Origin of the sequence: Paenibacillus sp. O199 (assembly GCF_001636635.1) — a bacterium.
Taxonomy (GTDB): Bacteria; Bacillota; Bacilli; order Paenibacillales; family Paenibacillaceae; genus Paenibacillus; species Paenibacillus marchantiae.
On the sequence record NZ_LGRP01000046.1, the window covers coordinates 13795 to 35568 of the forward strand.

Annotated in this window: 17 protein-coding genes and 1 pseudogene; 17 read left to right on the forward strand and 1 reads right to left on the reverse strand. The window is 48.1% G+C overall.

From position 1 onward, the window contains the following. Positions 1-70: 70 nt before the first annotated feature. The 4 genes and pseudogenes from A6049_RS29755 (at position 71) to A6049_RS29770 (ending at position 3389) form a co-directional block, all read left to right on the forward strand. Positions 71-766 (forward strand): response regulator transcription factor, encoded by a 696-nt coding sequence (locus A6049_RS29755; RefSeq protein ID WP_063568044.1) that lies wholly within the window; start codon positions 71-73, stop codon positions 764-766. Beyond that, entirely contained in the window at positions 759-1847 is a 1089-nt protein-coding gene (locus A6049_RS29760) for a HAMP domain-containing sensor histidine kinase (RefSeq protein ID WP_063568045.1), read from the forward strand. The genes A6049_RS29755 and A6049_RS29760 overlap by 8 nt, the downstream gene beginning before the upstream one ends. A 431-nt stretch (positions 1848-2278) precedes the next feature. Further along, positions 2279-2606 (forward strand): annotated as a pseudogene (locus A6049_RS34600) (M15 family metallopeptidase); the annotation flags it as partial. Between the two features lie 231 nt (positions 2607-2837). Next, positions 2838-3389 (forward strand): VanZ family protein, encoded by a 552-nt coding sequence (locus A6049_RS29770; RefSeq protein WP_063568047.1) that lies wholly within the window; start codon positions 2838-2840, stop codon positions 3387-3389. A gap of 182 nt (positions 3390-3571) precedes the next feature. Here the strand turns inward: A6049_RS29770 and acnA are convergent, their stop codons facing one another. Beyond that, positions 3572-6286, reverse strand: coding sequence for an aconitate hydratase AcnA (acnA, locus tag A6049_RS29775; RefSeq protein ID WP_063568048.1), 2715 nt, complete (start codon positions 6284-6286; stop codon positions 3572-3574). Between the two features lie 360 nt (positions 6287-6646). On the opposite strand from acnA, the gene A6049_RS29780 reads away from it, so the two are divergent. The 13 genes from A6049_RS29780 (at position 6647) to A6049_RS29840 (ending at position 21699) form a co-directional block, all read left to right on the forward strand. Beyond that, positions 6647-7666 carry an amidase domain-containing protein gene (locus tag A6049_RS29780; RefSeq protein ID WP_063568049.1) on the forward strand — a complete coding sequence of 340 codons (1020 nt, stop codon included), beginning with the start codon at positions 6647-6649 and terminating at the stop codon, positions 7664-7666. A 133-nt stretch (positions 7667-7799) separates the two neighbouring features. Then, complete coding sequence (locus tag A6049_RS29785) at positions 7800-8900, forward strand: D-alanine--D-alanine ligase (RefSeq protein WP_063568050.1); 1101 nt, start codon at positions 7800-7802, stop codon at positions 8898-8900. A 31-nt stretch (positions 8901-8931) separates the two neighbouring features. Continuing rightward, the gene (locus tag A6049_RS29790; protein ID WP_053779624.1) at positions 8932-9255 is read left to right on the forward strand and encodes a hypothetical protein; all 324 of its coding nucleotides are present in this window, start codon (positions 8932-8934) and stop codon (positions 9253-9255) included. A 157-nt stretch (positions 9256-9412) separates the two neighbouring features. Next, entirely contained in the window at positions 9413-10414 is a 1002-nt protein-coding gene (gene uvsE, locus A6049_RS29795) for a UV DNA damage repair endonuclease UvsE (RefSeq protein ID WP_063568051.1), read from the forward strand. Positions 10415-10521: 107 nt separating this feature from the next. After that, positions 10522-11385 carry an inositol monophosphatase family protein gene (locus A6049_RS29800; RefSeq protein WP_371121658.1) on the forward strand — a complete coding sequence of 288 codons (864 nt, stop codon included), beginning with the start codon at positions 10522-10524 and terminating at the stop codon, positions 11383-11385. 236 nt (positions 11386-11621) lie between these two features. Further along, on the forward strand, positions 11622-11912 hold the full coding sequence (locus tag A6049_RS29805; protein ID WP_063568053.1) for a hypothetical protein: 291 nt from the start codon (positions 11622-11624) through the stop codon (positions 11910-11912). Between the two features lie 207 nt (positions 11913-12119). Then, on the forward strand, positions 12120-13436 hold the full coding sequence (locus tag A6049_RS29810; RefSeq protein ID WP_063568054.1) for an SGNH/GDSL hydrolase family protein: 1317 nt from the start codon (positions 12120-12122) through the stop codon (positions 13434-13436). 257 nt (positions 13437-13693) lie between these two features. Next, positions 13694-15481, forward strand: a complete 1788-nt coding sequence (locus A6049_RS29815; protein WP_063568055.1) for a cache domain-containing sensor histidine kinase — start codon at positions 13694-13696, stop codon at positions 15479-15481. Next, entirely contained in the window at positions 15456-17009 is a 1554-nt protein-coding gene (locus tag A6049_RS29820; RefSeq protein ID WP_063568056.1) for a response regulator, read from the forward strand. The genes A6049_RS29815 and A6049_RS29820 overlap by 26 nt, the downstream gene beginning before the upstream one ends. Before the next feature lie 221 nt (positions 17010-17230). After that, positions 17231-18514, forward strand: a complete 1284-nt coding sequence (locus A6049_RS29825; protein WP_063568057.1) for an ABC transporter substrate-binding protein — start codon at positions 17231-17233, stop codon at positions 18512-18514. 141 nt (positions 18515-18655) lie between these two features. Continuing rightward, positions 18656-19558 (forward strand): carbohydrate ABC transporter permease, encoded by a 903-nt coding sequence (locus A6049_RS29830; RefSeq protein ID WP_024633027.1) that lies wholly within the window; start codon positions 18656-18658, stop codon positions 19556-19558. Positions 19559-19560: 2 nt separating this feature from the next. Further along, positions 19561-20400, forward strand: a complete 840-nt coding sequence (locus A6049_RS29835) for a carbohydrate ABC transporter permease (protein ID WP_024633028.1) — start codon at positions 19561-19563, stop codon at positions 20398-20400. A 186-nt stretch (positions 20401-20586) separates the two neighbouring features. Then, the gene (locus A6049_RS29840; RefSeq protein ID WP_063568059.1) at positions 20587-21699 is read left to right on the forward strand and encodes a rhamnogalacturonan acetylesterase; all 1113 of its coding nucleotides are present in this window, start codon (positions 20587-20589) and stop codon (positions 21697-21699) included. Positions 21700-21774: the final 75 nt, after the last annotated feature.

Here is a 21774-nt window from a genome sequence, read left to right on the forward strand (position 1 = left end):
TTCAATCATTTATAAGTTGGATTCAGATATGTTATATTGTTGAGCATCACATATAGGAGTGGAATAAGCAATGAAGCGTATTACGATTTTGATCGCAGATGATGAAGTTGAGATCGCTGATCTGGTTGCATTGCACTTGCAAAAAGAAGGATATCACATCATCAAGGCATTCGATGGGAAAGCGGCGGTTCAAGCCGTTCAGACACAAGCAATAGATTTGGCCATTTTGGATATTATGATGCCGGGTATGGACGGATATGAGGTGACCCGCAAAATTCGGGAGCAGTATCACCTGCCTATCATTTTTCTGAGTGCCAAAACCTCGGATATGGATAAAATCACCGGGCTCGTGATGGGCGCGGACGATTACATGACAAAACCATTTAACCCGATGGAACTGGTCGCCCGGGTCAATTCCCAACTGCGCCGTTCCCTTCAATTTAGCCAGTCTGTACCGGTCCAGCGCTCCATTCTGGAGAAAGGCGGGCTCATTATCTCGCCAGATCAACATAGCGTTACCCTATACGGCAAGCCAGTAGAGTTAACACCGAAGGAGTTTGACATCCTGTATCTGCTCGCAAGTCATCCCAAACAGGTGTTCAGTGCGGAAAGCATCTTTGAACAAGTGTGGGGAGAGGCTTATTATGAGAGCGGCAATACCGTGATGGTTCATATTCGGACCCTGCGCAAAAAGCTGGGCGAAGATGTGGACAAGAACAAGTTTATCAAAACGATATGGGGTGTGGGGTACACGTTCAATGAATAAACGCAGAAGTTTTCGAACGACCATGATTCTGTTGCTTGGTTTAAGCATGCTGGCATCTGGCGCGATTACCTTTGGGGTATATAAAGTGATGCAATACTATTACACTGGTGTGCGTGCGGAGGATCAGTTAGCAGAATATCGTCATTTTATGAGAAGTATAGGGGATATTTACTTTTTCCTCATCTTGTTCATACCGCTTGCGATCCTGTTTTTCTTCTGGTTTACCAAGCCGTATGTTACCTACTTCAAAAATATTTCCACAGGTATCCGGCAACTCGCGAGTGGTGATTTCCAGCACCGTGTGCAAATTTCGACGAAGGACGAGTTGGGCGCGATTGCAGAGGATATCAATCTGGCGAGTCTTAAACTGAGGGAGGCGGTAGAACGGGGAGATTTTGCGGAGAGCAGCAGGGACCAGCTGGTTGTAAACTTGGCGCATGATTTGCGTACCCCTTTAACATCAGTATTGGGTTATCTGGATCTGTTGATGAAGGATGATCAGCTGACGGAGGAGCAGGTCAGGCACTTTACAGCGATTGCTTTTACCAAGTCTCAACGTCTTGAGAAACTGATCGATGATTTGTTCGAGATTACACGAATGAACTATGGCATGTTGCCGATTGAGAAAAAGAGGCTTGATCTTAGTGAACTGCTAAGGCAGATGAACGAAGAGCTCTACCCTGTTTTTGAAAAGAACCGCCTGGTCACCCGACTGCATATCGATTCCGAGTTAACCATTTCTGGCGATGGTGAGGTGCTTGCACGCGTGTTTGAGAACCTGTTGATTAATGCAGCGCGACACGGTACAGATGGTCTTTATGTGGATATCAACGGACACCGTGATGCAGGACAGGTTATCATTCAGATCATGAACTATGGGGGACATATTCATCCGGATGATCTGCCTCATATTTTTGATATGTACTATACCGGAGATCGTGCGCGGACACCTCAGGAAGGTGGAACAGGTCTGGGCCTGTTTATCGCCAAAAATATTGTGGAGCAGCATGATGGGTCCATTTCGGCCCAAAGTGATATCGTACGGACCGTATTTGAAGTGCGATTGCCTGCATTAGAATGAAGTAAAAGGCTGAATTTAAGAAAAACTTTAGAATTGCCCTGCTTTTTTTTAACTAGTTTTCTCTATCCTTGAATTACGAGGTAAAGGAGGAGCATGGAATGAAAAAGTGGGGATTTTTGATATGTATCATTGTACTGGGATATATCTTTTCCAAGTCACCCGCACTGTTTGAGCAGAAGGAAGAGGCTAATCTGGAAGTTCAGGATACGGGTGAAATTCGTGCAGGATATACCAAAATAATTAACGTGGATATGAAGAATCAAGTACATAAAGGGAATTTATTGCTGGTCAATTCGGAGTATCCTGTTCATGCGGAGGGGATTAGAACCGATATTGTCAATCTGGCTGAACAACAAGAACTGATCCGTGGATACGGATTGCTGGATAATAACATTATGTTGTCAAAGTACGTAGCGCAAGCATTCCAGAAGATGGTTGAAGCTGCTGGGAAAGATGACGTACGATATTTCATCATCAGCAGTGGCTATCGGGACTTTACGAAGCAAGAACAGCTTTATGAGGAAAAGGGATCGGACTATGCGCTTCCCGCAGGTCATAGTGAACATAACCTGGGCTTGTCCATGGATATCGGCTCTACGCTGGCTGCTATGAGTGAAGCGCCGGAAGGAGCCTGGCTGGAAAAGAATGCATGGAAATTCGGATTCATCTTGCGTTATCCGAAGGATAAAGTGGACATCACCGGCATCCAATTCGAACCATGGCATTTCCGGTATGTGGGATTGCCGCACAGCGCCATCATGTATCATAATCATCTGGTGCTGGAGCAATATTTGGAGCTGCTGCAGCAGAAAAAGAGTATTTCCGCTGAAGTCGGGGACGAGCACTATCTTATACGTTATTACGATGCATCCAAAGATGAAACCATTAATATACCTGAGCATGGTCAATATGAGATATCGGGAGACAACATGAAGGGAGTTGTCGTGACGGTGGAGGAATAAACAACTAGAAATACATGGAGGTTCATATATGAAACCAAAGGAGTTCAACATGAAGTTGATATGGGTCGCGGCATTGATCGTCTATCTCTATCTGCTAACCAAGCTGATATTATTCAAAGGGCATACGGTGGATTGGGACATTGTGAGGGTTCAACTTATGGCGATCGCGCAACAGCCGGATCTGATTCATACGCGAACCGTTAACCTGACGCCATTTCAGGAAATCTCAAGAGACTGGCATAGCCTGTCGTTACATCGTCCGGGTACCGCAATACATCTGCTGGGCAATGTCATGGCCTTTATCCCACTGGGTATTTTCATTCCAGTGCTGATGGGGAACAAGCTGTTGTCAGGGGCCAAGGTACTCGTACTTTCCTTGCTCTTAAGTTTTGCTTTTGAAGCGACACAGCTATTGACGGGCATGGGCATATTCGACGTGGATGATCTTATGTTGAACACCTTTGGTGGAATGATCGGTTATGTTCTGTACAGCCTGCTTATCGGTCTGAAACGGATAATCATAGGTGGAGCAGCTCGCACTACCAGAAAAGAGTATAATTCCAATCAGAGTCGCGTTTAAGGAGGGGGAGCACACACTGCAATCCCTTGATCAAGTTTCACATTACATTGGACATTAAAAGGAAGTGTAGAGGCGTTACACAGCCTTTGTCATATTAATTAAAAAAAGCTCCCCGTCACCGTGCAGAGCGCACGTGGCGGGGAGCTTTTTGTACAACTTAACTGCATTAAATATAAATGCGATTAAGATTTTTTCATCATTTGACGCAATACGGTTTGCAGGATACCGCCGTTATGGTAGTAGTCCACGTCCACCATGCTGTCCAGACGAGCGATGACAGGGAAGTCGAACTTGGTGCCGTCCTCACGGGTTACGGTAACCGTCAGTTCTTGTCCTGGCTTCACATCATTGCTCAGACCTGTGATGTCATACGTTTCACGACCGTTCAGACCGAGGCTGGACCAGCCGTGACCTTCCTGGAATTGCAATGGCATTACGCCCATGCCCACCAGGTTACTGCGGTGAATACGCTCGAAGCTTTCTGCGATAACGGCTTTGACGCCAAGCAGGAATGTTCCTTTTGCCGCCCAGTCACGCGAGCTTCCTGTACCATACTCTTTACCTGCGATAACGATCAGGTTCTGTCCTTCGTCCTGATACTTCATGGAAGCATCGTAAATGGACATTTCTTCGTCCGTTGGCAGGTATTTCGTAATGCCACCCTCAGTACCTGGAGCTACTTGGTTACGGATACGAATGTTGGCAAACGTACCACGCATCATAACTTCATGGTTACCACGACGGGAGCCGTATGAGTTGAAGTCTTTGCGTTCTACGCCATGTTCTTTCAGGTACAGTCCAGCCGGACTGGATGGTGCGATATTACCCGCTGGCGAGATGTGATCCGTTGTTACGGAGTCAGCAAGTAATGCCATAACACGTGCGGAACGAATATCTGCGATATCAGTCAACTTGTCGCCAAGCTCCTGGAAGAATGGTGGATTCTGAATGTACGTGGAGTTTGGATCCCACTCATACAATTCGCCTTCCGGTACAGGGATCGTATTCCAACGTTCGTTAGCTGTAAATACGTTCTCGTATTTGTTGCGGAACATCTGTGCGTTCAGCGAGCTAGCGATGGTATCCTTGATTTCCTCGGAGCTAGGCCAGAGGTCTTTCAGGAATACAGGCTCGTTGTTGGTATCATAACCGATTGGATCGGTTGCAAAATCAATATTAACGGTACCCGCGAGAGCATACGCCACAACGAGTGGCGGAGAAGCCAGATAGTTGGCTTTGACTTGCGCGTGCACACGACCTTCAAAGTTACGGTTACCGGACAATACAGCCGCTACCGTCAAATCGTTCTCGGAGATTGCTTCGCTTACTTCGTCTGGCAGTGGGCCAGAGTTACCGATGCAAGTTGCGCAACCATAGCCGGCAACGTTGAATCCGAGTTTGTCGAGATATTCGATCAGACCTGCTTTTTCCAGATACTCGGTAACAACGAGGGAACCCGGAGTCAAGCTGCTTTTCACGTAGCCAGGCTTAGTCAGACCACGTTCAACGGCTTTTTTCGCAAGTAGACCCGCTCCGACCATAACGCTAGGGTTGGATGTGTTGGTGCAGCTTGTGATTGCCGCGATAACGACAGCACCAGCAGACAGTTCGCTAGTGGAACCGTTCGGGTGTTTCACAGGTACTTTTTCTGCAATTTTTTCGTCGCTCAGTCCGTAACCGCCTTTGTCGATCGGCGTACGGATGATACTGTTGAAGCTATCCTTCATTTGAGTCAACTCGATGCGATCTTGTGGACGCTTAGGTCCCGCGAGACTTGGTACAACGGATGCCAGGTCAAGTTCGATCACATCTGTAAATTCAGGATCAACCGTATCAGCAGTACGGAACATGTTCTGAGCTTTATAATAAGCTTCAACCAGATCCACCTGTTCGTCGGTACGGCCGGTATTACGCATATAGTTCAGTGTTTCGCTATCAACAGGGAAGAAACCAATTGTTGCGCCGTACTCTGGTGCCATGTTGGCTACCGTTGCACGGTCAGCCAGGCTGATGTTGCTAAGACCCGGTCCGTAGAACTCGACAAATTTACCGACAACGCCTTTTTTACGCAGCATTTGAGTAACTGTGAGTGCCAGATCCGTTGCCGTTGAGCCTTCGCTCAGGCTACCTGTCAATTTGAAACCGATAACGTCCGGTGTTACAAAATAAAGCGGTTGGCCCAGCATACCTGCTTCAGCCTCGATCCCGCCAACACCCCAACCAACAACGCCGAGTCCGTTGATCATGGTGGTGTGGGAGTCCGTTCCTACGAGGGAATCCGGGAATACAACAGTTTCGCCATCAATGGTTTTGGTTGCAGCCACGGAAGCCAAGTACTCCAAGTTAACTTGGTGAACAATCCCTGTGGATGGTGGAACTGCACGGAAGTTGTTGAATGCCGTTTGTGCCCAGCGCAAGAAGCGGTAACGCTCTTCGTTACGCTCGAATTCAACCTTGATGTTGTAGTCGAGTGCATCGTTCGTTCCGAACGCATCAACCATAACGGAGTGGTCGATAACGAGATCGACGGGAACGAGTGGATTGATCTGTTTTGGATCGCCGCCTGCTTTTTTCACGGTATCGCGCATTGCTGCAAGGTCAACGACCACGGGTACACCAGTGAAATCCTGCAGAACGATACGTGCAGGGATAAATGGAATTTCTTTGTTATTGTCACGGCCTTCTGCCCAGCCGGTCAGTTGTTTTACATGTTCTTCGGTAATAGCACGTCCGTCGAATTGACGAATAGCTGCTTCGAGCAGCACTTTAATGGAGAAAGGGAGCTTGGAAAGGTCGCCGTAGCCGCCTTCCTGAAGAGCATCTAAACTGTAGTAGCGATAAGACTTGCCTCCGACCTCAAGACTGCGGGCCGCGGAGAAATGATTCTTGGCTGACATACATGTACCTCCTTAAAATGTGTCGGTGAGATGAAGAAAACGTTCATTTAGGTGAAGAACAGGCCTTCATCGTTCCGTGTCCTTGTTCGTTAGTTTCATTAGGTGAAACGTAATTTCATAATCGTAACTTTAGTTTTAAGTATACCGTTTTCAACTCCGTACGTAAAGGGCTTTTTGCCTGTCCAGCCAAGCCATTGAGAGATTGAATGCGTTCTCAAGTAAAGGGAATGGACGCGATCTCTTCCGTACGCATTATCCCCGATAATAAGGCTTCAAAACAGAACGAGACACATACAACCGAAATTCTCTCATATAAATAAAAAAGAGTTTTCATGCAATGGATCATTCCGGACAGAACTCATGCCAAAGGGGGACACAGGCTTGGAACGCGAATGGAAGAGTGCCTTATATACCTACGTGAACCAGTATAATCGCTGTGAGATCGACTACCGTCCACAGACAAGCGAACGGATTGTCACCGATCCGGAATTTGTGCTGGAACGGGGAGAGCGGATGGCCAGACTGGACCAATGGTACCGCAAGCGGCGGGCGGTGCCTCTTCGCAGTGAGACCAGCGCCAAGCTTGTGCGGACACTTATGGATGGGTCCGATGAATCGGTCGTCGATGTGCAATTGTACAGCAGGCTGTTCTATGAGAAGAATGGTTTGACCCATCGGGAAGACCGGATTGAACGGGAACGCCTGACCTTTCTTAGGCAAGGTGGAGTTTGGACCATTGCACGTGTAGAACGTGAAGTGCCGGAGCGTCGCCCGGTAGGAGAGGGCCGTCCTTTTCAACAAGCTGATTTTGTACAGGCGATGAATCGGCCGCTGCTTAACCGAGAAGTACTGGGACAGGGTAGGAGATCGAAGCAGCAGCTGTATCGCAGGGATCTGGCTGTCGCCTATGCGGACCGGTGGTGGAATGCGGGAAACCCGGCATTTGAGGAATTCGAAGTAGATTGCACCAATTATGTGTCCCAATGTCTCTTTGCAGGGGGAGCACCCATCCACTATACTGGTAAAAGAGAAGCAGGATGGTGGTACAAAGGCTATGTAAATGGCTCTGAAATGTGGAGTTACAGCTGGGCCGTGTCCAATAGTCTGGAGCGTTATTTATCTGGCAGCAGCTGGGGATTGTCAGCAACCGAAGTGGATCGTCCAGAGCAGCTAATGCTTGGAGATGTAGTCCTCTATGACTGGGACGGGGACGGCAGGTTTCAGCACAGTACGGTTGTGACCGCTTTTGATGCGGGGGGCATGCCACTTGTGAACGCACATACAGTCAGCAGCCGCCACCGTTTTTGGGATTACCGGGATTCTTACGCTTGGAACGAGCGGACGGTGTACCGGCTTTTTCACATTGCAGATGAGTTTTGATGGTCAAAGATTTTACGGGATTCGGTGACGTGGACATCCGGTTCCGTGTAAAATAAGTCTAGATAACAGAATAAAAGTGGTGCTGAACATGCAGACATGGCAGCATCATTGCACAGATAATCGGAGGTTACACATGAGTATGGATAAATTAACAGTAGGCGTCGTTTACGGCGGAAAGTCAGGCGAGCATGAGGTGTCGCTGCAAACGGCGTTTGCTGTAACGAACGCATTTGATTATGAGAAGTATGAACTGGTTCCTTTTTATATCTCCAAGCAAGGTACGTGGAAAAAAGGATCCGTCATGCATGCGCCATTCGCGCAGATTGAAGATTTGAAGCTGGAGCAGGCGGCGGGCGGAACACAGGAAGCGCTGAACGCGCTGTTCGGCCGTTTATATGGCGGAGAAGAGGCGATGGACGTCATGTTCCCGCTGCTGCACGGTACGTTTGGTGAGGATGGCACGATTCAAGGGATGTTCGAGATGGCGGATATGCCTTATGTTGGCGCAGGTGTACTCGCTTCGGCAGGCGGCATGGACAAAGTGGTCATGAAGAAACTGTTCGCGCAGGCCGGAATCGACCAATGTGCCTTTACGTATTTTAACGCTACTCAATGGAAACAGACCGAACATGAAATGATCTTGCAGGTGGAAGATCAACTGGGCTATCCGTGTTTCATTAAGCCGGCCAATCTCGGTTCCAGCGTAGGAATCTCGAAGGCGCGTAACCGGGATGAACTGAAAAAAGCAGTGGAGTTCGCTCTCCGTTACGATACCAAGGTAGTCATTGAGGAGTTTGTAGAGGCTCGAGAAGTTGAAGTCAGTGTACTTGGAAATGACGAACCGATGGCTTCTGTACCAGGAGAAATCGTATCTTCCGGTGAATATTATGACTATGCAGCCAAATACATCGATGGACAGTCTCAGATGCTGATCCCTGCTCCGCTCGACCCGGAAGCCGCAGATCGCATTCGTGAGGCCGCATTGCAGGCATTCCGTGCGATTGAAGGCAATGGCATTTCCCGTGCAGACTTCTTCATTCGCAAATCGGATGGGGCATTGCTTATTAATGAAGTAAACACCATGCCTGGTTTCACACCATACAGCATGTACCCGCTCTTGTGGCGTGAAACGGGCGTATCGTATGCCGAACTGCTGGATCGCATGATTGAGCTGGCTTTGGAACGCTACAACCGCAAGCAGGCGCTAAACTACGAGAACGGCGTACAGGCGTAGCCTAAGGACGACATTATAAGGAGGGGTATGAATGGGATTTCAGACCGAATTCAATTCCGTGTGCAAGTTCAAGAATGAACAAGAGCTGTTCGAATTGCTAGAATACGGCCGTGGCAAAATGGTCAAACAAGGCTTTCGTGTATTTCCTACCGGACAGAAAGTCATTGCTTACACACCGGATAACGTGGCCGTAGCCATCGTAAAAATCGTAGTCTCCATTGCTGAGATTAACTTCCAGGGTCAAGAAGTGACCGAAGTGGAGATGCAATTGATCCGTAAACTGAACGAGGAAGAATCACGCATTCAGACTGCTCTCGCGGACGAGATGTTCTTTGGTGAACAGGCACAGGGGTAGTTTGTTACATGTGGACCGGGATTGAATGGACGGATTTGTCCAAATCACGATTATGGTCACTCTTTTAGGGTAAAACTTGGTTATATAAAGTGAAGGGAAGACTGCCGGCTTCATATACCGGGAAAGGAATCCCGCCCTAATAGAGAGGAAGAAATTCATGCTCGTACGTTTTGGTTATGTGGCGATGTCCGTGCTTGTGGAGAATGCTTCACCTTCCCGGACGATGACTATGTCCAGCTTTAAGAAAATTGATGATAGGGAAGCAGCAATTCGCAAGCTTGAACGGATTGCAGTCGAGAATTTGCATAATACATTACGTTTGCTCAGACACAACAAAGGAAGCCATATTCATGTATATCGTTTCTCTTCCAAATTAATTCCGCTAGCAACGCATGAGGATCTCAGTGATTGGGACCCGTTTCCCGCGCTTAAGCAGGATTTTGCCGCGATTGGCGATTTTGTGAAGGAGAACCAGATGCGTGTGTCTTTCCACCCGGATCATTTTACGGTACTCAGCACACCTCGGGAGGAAGTGCTGCGCAACTCCATGCGCGACCTTCGCCATCATGTACGGATGCTGGATGCCATGGGGCTGAATGCCACTGCCAAGAACAATATACATATTGGTGGTGCATACGGGGACAAGCCTAGTGCAGCGCTGCGTTTTGAAGAAAATTTTCTGAAGCTGGATCGGGATATTCAGGAACGGATGACGCTCGAAAATGATGACAAAACGTTCAATGCTCCCGAGACCCTCTCGGTATGTCAACGTATGGGGCTGCCCATGGTGCTGGATATCCACCATCAATGGGTGAACAATGAAGGCGAACAGCCATGGGATCTCTGGCCGGATATATTGAAGACTTGGGAGTCTCCGCTTGCTCAAGCGGATTCTCCGGCAGACAAGCCGTTGCCGCCCAAAATTCACGTCTCCAGTCCAAAGAGTGAGAAGGACCTGCGTGGTCATGCTGATGGTGTTGAGGTGGAGCCGATGCTCGCTTTTTTACGTCATATTGCAGCAGATACGCCCGCTCTTGATGTGATGATTGAGGCCAAACGCAAGGATGAAGCTCTGGTGCAGTTGATGCAGAAACTAGCATTCTATCACGAAGAGGGTGTGGAATGGGTGGACGAGTCGACGGTAATCATTCATCCGTAGCGCCAAAAGGGGCCTGGGCAACGAGAAACTTTACGACCCTCGGGGCGTATACTTTTAACAAGTATTTTAATTTTTCGTAGATTGATATAGAAAGTAGAGTGAACGCTTTGAATGAGAAGGAAAAAACACCTTATGTCGTGACAAGCAAAAGCTATACTGCCGTCGCCATTAATGCAGCTTCCAAAGCTGGAGAGTGGATCAAGAGCCGTCTCGGAACTGTGGGAGAGCCCGGAACCAAGTATTCGCCGCAGGATCTCGTTACTGAAGTCGATAAAGGTGCGGAACAGATGATCCGACGCCTGATTCTGACGCATTTTCCCCATCATGCCATTCTGGGTGAAGAAGGCGTGGAACCGGGACCGGAAGCATCAGCGAAGGCACTGAAAGAAGCTGAGGAAGAAGAGTTTCTCTGGATTGTGGATCCGGTGGACGGAACGACCAATTTCGTACATGGTTTTCCGTTCTACTCCGTATCCATTGCCTTGGCTCATAACGGTGAGGTGATTGTGGGGGTAATCTACGATCCTTCCCGTGACGAGATGTTTGTTGCGGAAAAAGGAAAAGGCGCTTATGTCCATGGAAACCGGATGCTTGTATCTGGTGAACAGGAACTGGCCCAGAGCCTGATCGCAGTTGGCTTCCCGGCGGATACGACCTACGCGTTGCCGATCAATATGGCCGCTGTTCAAGCACTGGCACCGCAAGTACGCAGTCTGCGTGCAGGTGGTTCTGCTGCCCTGCATTTGGCATATGTTGCAGCGGGGCGCCTCAGCGCTTATACCGAAGTCGGTTTGAAGCCTTGGGATATCGCCGCAGGTGCACTGCTAGTTGAGGAATCCGGCGGCAAGGTTACCGATACCGTGGGGACGCCTTACCAACTGTCGGTGAGCCATGTGGTTGCCAGCAATGGCAAGATTCATGATGCACTGACGGGTGTGCTGAAGGAAGCAAACGCAACAGGTTTGGAGTGAGTGAGTTTATTCAATTCATCAATGCTTTAAAAATCTGAAATTGTACATTAAACGGAGGGGACTGAACAAATCTGAAGAAGCGTAGCGCTCGCCTTTATCACCGGATTTCTCCCTTGGACGAGGGGAATCAAAGAAATCTGGGGATAACAGCGATCGGAAGATTGTTCTGTCCACGAAGTGAAAGTACAATAGTAAGATTAGTGCATATGTGACTTTAATTTAAGGAGCGAACAACAATGGATGAATCCAAAGAACTGGAACGACGTTTGAGTGATATGCTGACTGAAGGGGAGATGGAGGAGTCCGGCGATGCTGACAAACGTGAACGTCAGCTGATTCCTCCCAAGTACGAGGTGCGCATTCAGACAGAACGAGACCCAATTGTTGAAGAAACGTTGAAGTACCGGGACATGGCACGTGAGGTGGACGATCGCTACGATCGATATCTAGATCGGTCTGCCGGGAACAAAACGGAAATGGACACGAATGGTTCTGATTCTGGAGACACGAATAAATCAAAGTCTTAACGAGTGAACATCGTGACTATACTCAACGGATAACAGACTTCCCTAATTAGGGGAGTCTGTTTTTCGTGCGGATATGGGGTGGAGACGACAGCGCCCCTTTAATAATGTTAGAATAGAGTTACACGAACTTCTGTCACCGGAGTGAACAGTGTAATATGTAATTATTTTTTTTATTTTATAGATACGGGAAAAAGGAGTGTTCTAAGAATGAAGCGTAAACGCATATGGAGAAGTACCGCCGCGGGATTAACGGCAAGTATGCTAGCAGGGATGCTGATTTTGGCATCATCCGCACAGTCCGCTCATGCTGCGGATAGCAATGCGTTACCCGCAGGAAGCGTAACATCATCATTGCCTGTACAGAAAGATGCGATATCAGTAACCAAGGAATTCCGCCTCGTCACATTGGGGGACTCCATCACCGTAGGGTATGAGCCGAACCTGAAAGAACTGCCCTATGGTTATGTAGAACGGTTGCAGGAACAAGGTCTACTTCACGGACGTACTCAGGTGGACAACTATGGTATTGCCGGATTGAAGAGCAGTGGTTTGAAAAACTTTGCAGATGCGATTAAAGAGGGGAAAGCGCTCACTTCCGAAGCCATTCAACCGAGCCTCCCTGATCCAAGAGCGGCACAAGTTGGAGCCAATATTGCTGCCATCCGGGAGAGTGTAGCTGGGGCTAATCTCGTTGCCATCACAATCGGAGGGAACGATGTGTCCGAGTTGCTCGGTTCAGCAGATAAGCTAAGTGATGCGGAACTGGAAGCAAAAGTGAAGGAATTGCTATCTTCCTATACAGCCAATGTTAGCGCAGTTATCAATGATATTCATGAGATTAATTCTAATGCCAAAATCGTAATCGCTGACCAGTACCAACCCATGCCTGAAGTAGCTGGTAAAGCGCTCTATGCGAAACTGATGGAGGCTTCCCAAGGGTTTACTGCGACCATTGATGGAATTGCGACTGAATTTTCCGCTAAAGGAATTGATGTGAAAGTGGCTCATGTCGCCAAGGAATTTATTGGCGGTGAAGGCACGATGACTCACATGATTAAGGACCGCGATTTCCACCCGAATCAGTTCGGATATGAAGCGATTGCCAAAGTATTCGCAGAAACGATCTGGGGCGATTACACCAAGCTGACGGCTCCTGCTGCAGGCCAACCGATGAATATCATTGTCAGTGGTAAAACGCTGGACACGCCGTACAAACCAATCAACCGCAATGGTAAAAACTTTGTGGCGATCCAGGATATCGTGAATGCCGTTGGCGCAACTACGGTATGGGATAACAAAACCTCAACCGCAACGATTACATACGGAGATCGGAAGGTTGCCGTGAAGATTGGTGCAACGGCCGTTCAGGTGAATGGTGCATCCGTAGCCGTGGATACACCTGCATTCTTGAACAAGGTGGGCACAGAGTCCAAAACATATGTGCCGGTTGCTATGGTAGCCGAGGGTCTTGGCTTTGATGTGCAGTATGTCGCCAAGTTAAAAACCGTTTTTGTAAATCCGTAACGAAATAATTAGCACTCTTATACACTATCGACAAGATATTGAGCAGCCAGATTTCCTTGATCTTTTCAGGGAATCTGGCTGTTTTTGCGTCTATGTTCATACCAGACCAAGGATACACACCTTCGGAAATGACCTAAAATGTTGCATAAATATGACTTGTCATCTGACCATGGATGTGTAAATATGAAAATAACTTACAGTAGATCGAAAACAGTTTCGAATGACTGCACCCTTCGCGAGCCAAAGGAGCGCTTTGGATGAGTAGAATTAAAAACGCTTTCACGACATTGCCGATTCATCACAAAACCATTCTTCTCATCGGATTACTGATGATGATCAGCTTCACGTTCTATGTATCTGTCCTGGGATATGTATTCGGCATTTATGATCGACAAATCTATGAGAAATCCTCACAGGTGCTTAATATGTCTTCGGTGGGCATCGAGAACCAACTGCGTGAGATCTCCAATCTATCCTTCAAGGTCATGTCCGACGAGCCTCTTCAGCAATATCTTCTTCAGTTGGATAAGGCTGAATCGGGGTATGAGAAAAATGGCCTGCGCAAAAAAATTACCAACAGACTGGTGGCATATGCAGGTTCAGAGAAATACGTCTATTCCATGATCTTTATCGATAATGATAATAATATTATGGCAGCTGGAAACCGGGAGGGAATCTCGGAGAAGACGCAAAGAGAATTGGTTGCTTTGGGACAGCAATATTCGGGCTCTAATGCTTGGTACACAGGCGGGGACCAACAAGCCAGATTACTGTCGGTTAGACAGGTAAAGTCTTTTACCGGTGGAGCATTTACGCTGGAGAAGTTGGGCACCCTGGTTATTCGTGTACGATTGGATCGGATTGTCCAAGACCAGATGCAACACCCGGCAGAGGATTCACAGCTATTAATTACAGATGGCCGGGAAGTAATCTACCCAACAGAGTCGACTGTCAGTAAATCTGAAATCGAGTCTGAACTGAAGCGCACTCAGCCCTATGGGATAGCCATGTTTGAGCAGGGAAGGAATTTTGTCGCTCGTGCGAATTCCCCATATACAGATTGGGTGTATCTGTATATGACGCCCTTTGACCAGATGTTTAAGCAGATCCAGTTTGTTAAACAGCTGGTGACTGTCATTTTTATCATGATATTCCTAGCGGCGCTTATATTCGGAGCCAAGTTTTCCCGCAGTATTACACAGCCTATCGCCCAGTTGATCAAGAAAATGCGCAATATCGAAAAAGGCGATCTGGATAAGCTGGAGGAAGTAGCGTTGGGCAATGTCCCGGTATCTTCACAAAATGAGGTCGGATTGCTGCATCGCACGTTCAAGATGATGGTACAGCGTATACGTGAACTCATTGACGAGAATTATGCGAAGCAACTCGTGATCCGAGAGACTGAATTGAAAGCGCTTCAGGCACAGATTAATCCACATTTTCTATATAACACACTGGAATCGATCAACTGGCTTGCCAAAGTGCAGAAGCAGCATCAAATCTCCGAAATGGTCGAAGCCCTCGGATTTCTGCTGCGAAGCTCAGTGAACATGTCCGAGAAGTGGATTACTTTGGAAAGGGAACTGGACATCGTCCGCAGTTATGTGACGATCCAGCACACGCGATTCGAGGAAAGACTTGATTTTGACATGGACATTGCGCCTGAAGTGGGAACTGCACGCATTCCGAAGTTAACTCTGCAGCCATTGGTGGAGAACGCCATTCATTATGCATTGGAGCCAAGCATAGAACCTTGCCGTATTCGGATTAGGGCGAGAGCAGACGGAGACAACGTTGTAATTGATGTGGAGGACGATGGTCCGGGTATGACTCCCGAATTTCTGGAGCAATTGCAAGAGGGACGCGTACAGACGAGGGGACAGGGGATCGGACTGTCGAACATCAAAGAACGGATCAGGTTGACCTTCGGCGACGAAGGCGAAATGATCATGAGCAGCAATCCCGGATCAGGGACCGTAGTATCGATCAGAATACCTTGGATTAGAGAGGACGATGACGATGTACAAAGTGATGCTCGTAGATGATGAACGTGTCATTCTGGAGGGGATTTCGCAAGTCGTGGATTGGGCTGCAGCGGGGACAGAACTCGTGGATACCGCGAGAAACGGGATTGAAGCGCTGGATAAAATCGGTCATTCCAGACCGGATATTATCATTACGGATATTTCGATGCCGGGCCTGGATGGTCTTGGACTCATTGAAAAAGCATCTGAGGCTTACCCTGGACTCCGCTTTATCATGTTGTCTGGCTACAAAGAGTTCGAATACGCTCGCCGGGCGATGCAATATGGAGTGAAACATTATCTGCTCAAACCATGTAACGAGAACCAGATTCATGATGCCTTGTCTGAGTTGCTTCAGGAACACCAGGATGCCCAGGTAAAGGAACATGTGGCCGGAGAGATGAAACAGCGTCTGCAGCGGGTGCTGCCACATGTGAAGGAGCAGTTCCTGCTGGAGTTTATGACGAACCAAACCTATGGTCCAGTCGATCTGGAGTATTATCAGGAGCTGTTTGACTTGGAGCTGGAGGATAACGAAGTGCGGCTGCTGCTGTTCCGGATTGCAGATGAACATGATTATAGTCATCTATTTGCAATCAAAAACATTGCCAGTGATTTGCTGCCCCATGTTCTATTAAGCACTACCATTGAAGGCAAACTGTTAATTCTGTTGGGGGACTCTGCCGATTCGGTCGGTCTAAAGGAGAGCATCGAGGAAGTGCGGACTGCTTTCACCAGACTATATAAACTGGAAGTTACGGCTGCCCTCAGTGAAGCAGATCGAATGATCCAGTCCCGGCGTTTGTTCCGTGAGGCGCTGCAATGCCTGAACCATCGCTTTTTTATCGGCGAAGGCAAGCTGATTACCAAAAGTGATCTGGAGCTGGCCGGGGAATGTGATGGTGTACATGTTGAACAAGATGGAGAGCAGTTATGTCAGTTGATTAAGTCAGGCAATACGGAAGAAGCGGGCGCTGAAGTGGATCGCCTGTTCGAGCTTTTGTCTGGTCAGCAGCTTGAAATCGGGATTACTCGGTCGTATGTGGTGCAGTTGTACTCCGCAATGATTCATGTTTGTCCTCCTGAGGAGGCAACGGAATTTACTCAGCGTATGGCAGAGCTGCCCCATATCGACACATTATCTGGCTTAAAATCCTTTGTTGCCAGCAGCGCAGCCCGGTTAACCTCCGGTTATTACAAAAACCATATTAGCCGTCAGTCTTCTGCTGTGGAGAAGATGATGGATATTGTGGATCGCCATTATGGCGAGGCTGATCTCTCGCTTAACGGGGTTGCCCATCAGATGTTATATATGAATCCGGATTATCTCGGCAAAATTTTCAAAAAAGTGACGGGTGAAAACTTCTCCAACTATGTGAATCGTTTGCGCATTGAGCGTGCCTGCGACCATATTCGCAGAGGTGGAGATGTGAAGGTCTTTGAGCTTGCCGAATTGTTTGGCTTCGGAGGGAACTCACAATATTTCAGTCAGGTGTTCAAAAAGTGGACCGGCATGACACCTACTGAATTCCGCAGAACTGGCTTATAACAATTGACTGACGATCATGGAATCGAAATATGAGGGGGACGAACAGCGCCGATAGAGGTGCAGTTGTCCTCCTCTGTTTTTTGAACCAACTAGACGGTTTTGTGTATTCAACTATGGTCCCACATTTGCGAAAATGACAATATAAAGTTCGTGAAAGCGTTATCAGAAAGTGGGAGATAACTCGTTCACACAACCATTTCAACATAAAAGGGGAGATTGGCATGGTGAAAAAGGCAATATTCCTGATGATGGCGGCATTGCTGGTATTAACAACGGCATGCAGCAGCAGCGGAGAATCGGGCGGAACATCTGGGGATGGTTCGGTAACACTTCGTATCGCATGGTGGGGATCAGATGCACGTCATGAATACACACAGAAGGTCATTGACCTGTACAAAACGAAAAACCCGAATGTCAAAATTGACGTGGAATACGCCTCATTTGATGACTACTGGAAAAAGCTCGCTCCACAAGCTGCAGCGAATCAACTGCCGGACATTGTTCAGATGGATATTTCCTACATCAGCCAATATGCAAAGAACGGACAGCTCGAAGATCTGTCACCGTATCTCGGAAACCAGATTAAAGTAGACGACGTATCCGAGAACGTAATCAGCACAGGCGTTATCAACGACAAACAATATGGAGTACCTGCTGGTGTTAACGTACTGGGTTTCCAATATGATCCGGCTTTGCTCAAAAAAGCGGGTGTGGATGCCATTCCCGAAAATATGACTTGGGAATCGTATGAAGAGCTTGGCAAGCAAACGGCTGCCAAAGGACTCTTTTTGGATGGGGGCGTAGCGCCGGATATCTTCTTCCACTATTTCCTGCGGACCAAAGGACTGTCCCTCTACAATGCTGAAGGAACGGGTCTTGGCTATGATGACGACAAACTATTCGTTGAGTTCTTCGGACTCATGCGGCGGATGATTGAGCAGGGAGCTGCACCTTCACCGGATCTGGTTAACCAGACGAAAGGTATTATTGAGGAATCCGATCTGGTTAAGGAAAAAGGAATTGGCGTATGGCAATGGTCCAACCAGTTTGTGGCCTTGCAGCAGGTAGCTAATCGTCCTTTGGAGATTGCACCAATGCCTGGACCGGATATGGAAAAAGGACTCTATATGCAGCCAAGTATGTACTGGGCTGTAACATCGAACTCGAAAGTGAAGGAAGAAGCAGCTAAATTCATCGATTTCTGGGTGAACGATGTGGAAGCTAACAAACTGATCAAAGGCGAGCGCGGTGTGCCGATTTCAGGCAAAATCAAAGAAGCTATCGCTCCTGAGTTGAGTGATGCAACGAAACAGGTATTTGACTTCGTAGCGTCCATGGAGCCTAAGGCTTCGCCAATGAGCTCACCACCACCGGTAGGTTCGCCGGAAGTCATTGCTTCTCTGGCGGATGTTGTGGAGGAACTGAACTTTGGTAAGGTTACACCGGAACAAGCAGCAGCGACATTCCGCAAAAATGCCGAAGCCGTTCTTGCCAACAATAAATAACAGTTGAATGATCGCTTGCTCATCCCATTACCGGGATGGACGGGAACAGGGCTACTCGCATACCGCGAGGGCCTTTCCCCGTCCAGTAGCTCGAAGCAAGGTCGCGGAAAGCAAGCAGATCAATAAAGGAGGTTTGTTCCGTTGAGGCAATATTCGTCGTTGCGTAGAAACCTAACCGGGTATGCTTTTATTAGTCCTTTTATCATCGGCTTTCTGGGCTTTACGCTTATTCCGATGTTTGTATCCCTATACATGTCGTTTACGAGTTATAACCTGTTCACTTCACCGCGGTGGATCGGGATGGACAACTACACCAAAATGTTCTTTGATGATCCGAAGTACTGGAACTCGGTTAAAGTAACGTTTCTGTATGTGTTCATTGGTGTCCCTCTAAGACTGGTCTTCGCACTTTTCGTAGCCATGATCCTGAATACGGGATCCCGTATGGTCGGAACGTATCGTACCTTGTACTACCTGCCATCCATTATCGGTGGTAGTGTGGCCGTGTCGATTATGTGGCGTAACCTTTTCAGTAATGAAGGTGTCATCAACAGTGCATTAACGGCAATCGGAATTGGGCCAATTAGCTGGTTTGGTGATCCGAATGCGTCTCTGGTTATGCTGATCTCGTTATCTGTTTGGCAGTTTGGATCTTCCATGCTCATCTTCCTGGCCGGTCTGAAAAATATATCTCCCGAGATGTACGAAGCAGCAGGTGTGGATGGTGCCAACCCGGTACGTAAATTTTTTGGTATCACCTTACCGCTACTCAGTCCAATCATTCTGTTCAACCTTATTATGCAAACCATCGGTGCATTTATGACCTTCGTACCTGCATATATCATCTCTAAAGGCGAGGGCGGTCCAATGGACGGTACGATGCTTTACTCGCTGTATCTGTTCCGTCAGGCATTTATGTTTAACAACATGGGTTATGCTTCGGCCATGGCCTGGATCATGCTTATTATGATCGGTATACTCACAGTCGCGGTGTTCCTGACATCCAAGTTCTGGGTATTCTATGAATCCGAAGGAGGGAAGTAACGATGGTTTGGAGAAATGTGAAATGGCCCATCTATCACCTGTTCGTTGCAGCTTTGGCCCTCCTGATGCTTTATCCCGTTCTGTGGATGCTTTTCAGCTCATTCAAAGAAAGTCGTACCATCTTCGTAACTGCCGAGTCCTTGTTCCCAACGGAATGGATCTGGAGTAACTATGCGGATGGCTGGAAAGGCGCAGGCGGAAGACCGTTTATGGATTACATCACCAACTCACTCGTTATTGTGGTCATCTCTACGATTGGTGCAGTGTTATCCTCATCGCTGATTGCCTTTGGTTTTGCTAGACTTAACTTCAAAGGACGTAACTTTTGGTTCTCTCTGATGATGTTAACACTTATGTTGCCGCATGATGTTGTACTCGTACCCCAATATATTATTTTCACGAAGCTTGGTTGGTTGAATACCATTCTACCGATAGTTGTACCTACGTTCTTCGGGATGCCGTTCTTTATCTTCCTGATGGTACAGTTCATTCGTACGATTCCGAAAGAGCTGGATGAGGCTGCTACCATTGATGGATGTAACAAGTTCAGACTGTATGTACAGATTATTATGCCACTCATCAAATCATCACTCGCAACGGCTGCGATCTTCTCCTTCTACTGGAGATGGGAGGATCTGCTCGGTCCAGTACTGTATCTCAACTCGCCGGATAAATATACGGTCTCCATGGCACTGAAAATGTTCCTGGACAGTGAGTCTGCCTCCAACTGGGGAGCGATGTTCGCGATGTCCATTGTGAGTCTCGTACCCGTTGTAGCCGTGTTCTTTATTTTCCAAAAACAAATTGTACAGGGCATGAGCACCAGCGGACTGAAAGGATAAACGATATTCACTGGATTCAAACCTGAATTGGATATTGAACAAAGGAGGTTGTTCCTATTGAATAAGGCCCAGGGTAGTCAGGCTGTTGCCACGGAGGTAACGGCAGAGGGCGGTGAAGAGGCCGTTACCCACTGGAAGTTCAATTTTGGACCGGACTCTGGCAGTGCAGGTGAGGTTGAGGGTTATTTGAAAGTGTCTGCCAGCACTGCATATGAAGAACAGGGAGAATACGGTTTCGAATCCGGCTCCCTTGTGTATGAGAAACAACGGATAAGTGAAGACGAAGTATCGAATTCCAGTAGGGCAAACAACGGCAAACAATGGCAGGCCAATGTGTCTGCCCGATTGCGTTCAAGCTTTTGTATTCCGCTCAAGGCATCTTTCATCGTTAATGTACCCGATGGAACCTATCAGGTCTTGTTAATTGCAGGGGATGAATTGGCGGAGACGATCACCAGAGTCAAAGCCGGAGAGGGCAGGCTGATGCTGCCAACCATTCGTACACTTCCTGGGCAATGTGCAGAGGTTCGATTCTCGGTTGTGGTTCGTGGCGGAAAGCTCCGACTATCCTTCTCCGGTCCTGCGCCGCGGATTAATGCATTGGAGATCACGCTTGCCAATCAGACGATGAATGTATTTATCGCTGGTGATTCTACCGTGACGGATCAGCCGGAAAGTGGATATCCATACTGTGGCTGGGGCCAGCTGTTGCCTGCACAGTTCAAACATGATGTTGCTGTGGATAACCATGCCCAGTCTGGACGCAGCTCCCGAAGCTTCATCAATGAAGGCAGATTGGATGCCATTCTGGAGAAGATTAAGCCGGAAGACTTTCTGTTTATTCAATTTGGACATAACGATGAGAAGCCGGGCCCTGACCGGGGAACGGAGCCTTTCACAACATATAAGGAATATCTGAAAAAGTATATCGATGCCGCCCGCGAAGCTAAGGCGCGTCCGGTGCTCGTGACACCGGTACATCGGCGTTACTTCGCTGATGACGGCACATTGACCGACACCCATGGCGATTATATCGTCGCTGTGCGTGAGCTGGCGGAAGAGGAAGGTGTACCGCTGATCGATCTGGCTGAGCGAAGCCGTATCCTGTTCGAGCAAGCGGGCGTTGAAGGGAGCAAGGAGGATTTCATGTGGGTTCTGCCGGGTGAGTACGTGAACTTCCCAACAGGCGTGGAGGATAACACGCATTTTCAGGAGCGCGGTGCCCGTCGCCTCGCCATGCAGGTGGCGGAAGCCATCCGCGAGCTGCGACTGCAGCCGCTGCAAATGTATTTGAGGTAAGCAGCGGAGGAGGGCGGAATCGGAGCAGAGGGAGCGAAGCGTCCGCCTTTGGAGCGGGATTTCCCCTGCTGAGGG